The sequence below is a fragment of the Plasticicumulans sp. genome (genome assembly GCF_035331805.1).
Lineage (GTDB): Bacteria > Pseudomonadota > Gammaproteobacteria > Competibacterales > Competibacteraceae > Plasticicumulans.
Map to the genome: position 1 here is coordinate 1 of NZ_DAOLKE010000170.1, position 3,288 is coordinate 3,288.

The 3,288-nt window shown below is 68.4% G+C and carries 2 protein-coding genes; both read left to right on the forward strand.

Going from position 1 to position 3,288, the window contains the following annotated elements:
• The coding region (nosZ, locus tag PKE44_RS12140) for a TAT-dependent nitrous-oxide reductase (RefSeq protein WP_324551515.1) at window positions 1-1,800 on the forward strand (1,800 nt) is incomplete at its 5' end.
• Window positions 1,801-1,869: 69 nt separating this feature from the next.
• Window positions 1,870-3,273: a nitrous oxide reductase family maturation protein NosD gene (locus PKE44_RS12145; protein WP_324551517.1), complete on the forward strand. Its 1,404-nt coding sequence runs from the start codon at window positions 1,870-1,872 to the stop codon at window positions 3,271-3,273.
• The last annotated feature ends 15 nt before the right edge of the window (window positions 3,274-3,288 follow it).

Genomic DNA, 3,288 nt, shown 5'->3' on the forward strand with positions numbered 1-3,288 from the left:
GCCGGGGCGCTGCTGACGGCGCAGTCGCGCCCGGCCGGGGCGGCGACCGCTGCCGAGGACCCGTCGCTGAAGGCGCACGTCGCGCCGGGCGAGCTCGACGAGTACTACGGCTTCTGGTCCGGCGGGCATTCCGGCGAGGTGCGCGTGCTCGGCATCCCGTCGATGCGCGAGCTGATGCGCATCCCGGTGTTCAACACCTGCTCGGCCACGGGCTGGGGCCTGACCAACGAGAGCAAACACGTGCTCGGCGACGGCGCGCGCTTCCACAACGGCGACGCGCATCATCCGCACGTGTCGATGACCGACGGCCGCTACGACGGCAAGTACCTGTTCATCAACGACAAGGCCAACACCCGCGTCGCGCGCATCCGCCTCGACATCTTCAAGTGCGACAGGATCACGTCGATCCCGAACGTCTCGGCGATCCACGGCCTGCGCCTGCAGAAGGTGCCGCACACGAAGTACGTGTTCGCGAACGCCGAGATGCCGATCCCGCAGCCGAACGACGGGCGTGATCTCGACAACGCGCAGAACTACTGGACGATGTTCAACGCCATCGACGCCGAGAGCATGGAGGTCGCCTGGCAGGTCATCGTCGATGGCAACCTCGACAACACCGATGCCGACTACACCGGCAGGTACGCAGCCTCGACCTGTTACAACTCCGAGCGCGGCGTGCATCTCGGCGACATGATGCGCAACGAGCGCGACTGGGTGGTCGTCTACAACATCCCGGCGATCGAGGCGGCGATCCAGGCCGGCAAGGCGACGACGATCGGCGATTCGAAGGTGCCGGTGCTCGACGGGCGCAAGGCCGCGAACCTCGGCATCACGGTTTACATCCCGGTGCCGAAGAACCCGCACGGCCTCAACACCTCGCCGGACGGCAAGTACTTCATCGCCAACGGCAAGCTGTCGCCGACCGTGTCGATCATCGACATCGGCAAGCTCGATGATCTGTTCGCCGGCAAGATCGAGCCGCGCAAGGCCATCGCCGCCGAGGTCGAACTCGGACTCGGCCCGCTGCACACGACCTTCGACGGCCGCGGCAACGCCTACACGACGCTGTTCCTCGACAGCCAGGTCTGCAAGTGGAACATCGCCGACGCGATCCGCGCCTGGAACGGCGAGAAGGTCGACTACATCCGCCAGAAGCTCGACGTGAGCTATCAGCCCGGCCACAACCACGCCAGCCTGACCGAGTCGCGCGAGGCCGACGGCAAGTGGCTGGCGGTGCTCTGCAAGTTCTCGAAGGATCGCTTCCTGAACACCGGGCCGCTGAAGCCCGAGAACGACCAGCTGATCGACATCTCCGGCGAGGAGATGAAGCTCGTGCACGACGGCCCGACCTTCGCCGAGCCGCACGACTGCATCATGGTGCGCCGCGACCAGCTCCGGCCCGTCGATGTCTGGAAGCGCGACGATCCGTTCTTCGCCATCACGCGCGAGCGTGCGAAGAAGGACGGCATCACGCTCGAAACCGACAACAAGGTCATCCGCGACGGCCGGCAGGTGCGCGTCTACATGACCTCGGCGGCGCCGACCTACGGCATCCAGGAGTTCACGGTGAAGCAGGGCGACGAGGTGACGGTGACGATCACCAACCTCGACACCGTCTCGGATCTCACGCACGGCTTCTGCGTCGTCAACCACGGCGTGTCGATGGAGATCGGCCCGCAGCAGACCGCGTCGATCAGCTTCGTCGCCGACAAGCCCGGCGTGCACTGGTACTACTGCAACTGGTTCTGCCACGCGATGCACATGGAGATGGTCGGGCGGATGCTGGTCGAGAAGGCCTGAGGCAGGCGCGCCGCAGCCGGCCCGCAGCCGCACGCCGTGCGGCTGCGGCAGCCGGCGGGAGGGATGGACATGAAGCGATCTGCGGACCCCCTGTGGCTGCTGGCCGTGCTGGTCTGTGCCGGCGTGCTGCTGGCGATCGGCGATGCACTCGCCGCCACCGCCACCGCCACCGGACGACGCGTGTCGCCGGCCGACGGGCCGCTGCAGGCGGCGATCGACGCGGCGGCGCCCGGTGAGGTGCTGCGGCTTGCGCCCGGCGTCTACGCCGGCGGCGTGAAGATCGACCGGCCGCTGACGCTCGCCGGCGAGCCCGGCGCCGTCATCGACGGCGGCGGGCAGGGCGATGTCGTGCGGGTCACGGCGCCCGACGTGACGCTGAGCGGCCTCGGGCTGCGCAACTCCGGGCGCGAACTCGGCGACATGAACTCGGGCGTGTTCCTGCAGAAGGGCGCCGACCGGGCGCGCGTCGAGGGCTGCACGATCGAGGCGGTCGCCTTCGGCATCTGGCTCGATGCGCTCGACGGCGCGCAGATCCTGAACAACCGCATCACCGGCGATGCCGCGCTGCGCTCGCAGGATCGCGGCAACGGCATCCACTTCTTCAGCACCCGCCACTCGCTCGCCGCCGGCAACGAGGTCGGCGAGGCGCGCGACGGCATCTACATCGACACCAGCGACGACAACGAGCTGCGCGACAACTTCCTGCACGACCTGCGCTACGGCATTCATTACATGTACGCCAACCGCAACGCGCTGCTCGGCAACCGCACGACGCGCACGCGCACCGGCTACGCGCTGATGTCGTCGAAGAACCTGAAGGTCATCGGCAACCGCTCCGAGCGCGACGAGAACTACGGCATCGCGCTGAACGCGCTGAACAGCTCCGAGATCCGCGACAACGTCGTCATCGACGTGCAGCGCGGCCGTGCCAATCCGAGCGGCGCACGCGATGCGCACCTGCCGGCCGGCGCCAGCAGCGGTCCGGGCGGGGCCGAGGGCAAGGCGCTGTTCGTCTACAACTCGCTGTACAACGACATCCGCGGCAACGTCTTCGCCGGTGCCGAAATCGGCATTCACCTGACCGCCGGTTCCGAGGACAACCGCATCCACGGCAACGCCTTCGTCGCCAACCGCACGCAGGTCAGGTACGTCGCGGTGAAGACCCAGGAATGGTCGGTCGACGGCCGCGGCAACTGGTGGAGCGACTACCTCGGCTGGGACAGGAACGACGACGGCCTCGGCGACACGCCGTACGAGCCCGTCGACGGCGTCGACCGCCTGCTCTGGCAGTACCCGGCGGCGCGCGTGCTGCTCGCGAGTCCCGCGGTCGAGACGCTGCGCTGGGTGCAGCGCCAGTTCCCGGTGCTGCGTCCGCAGGGCGTGCGCGACAGCCACCCGCTGATGAACCCGCCGGCCGCCGCGATCCCCCGCGTCGCGAGCGCCGCCCCCGGTGCGCACGAGGCGACCCGATGATGAAGCTTTCCACCC

Bases quoted from the DNA above. Each gene is read 5' to 3' on its own strand.
- PKE44_RS12145 (WP_324551517.1), top strand. From the start codon at position 1,870: ATGAAGCGATCTGCGGACCCCCTGTGGCTGCTGGCCGTGCTGGTCTGT.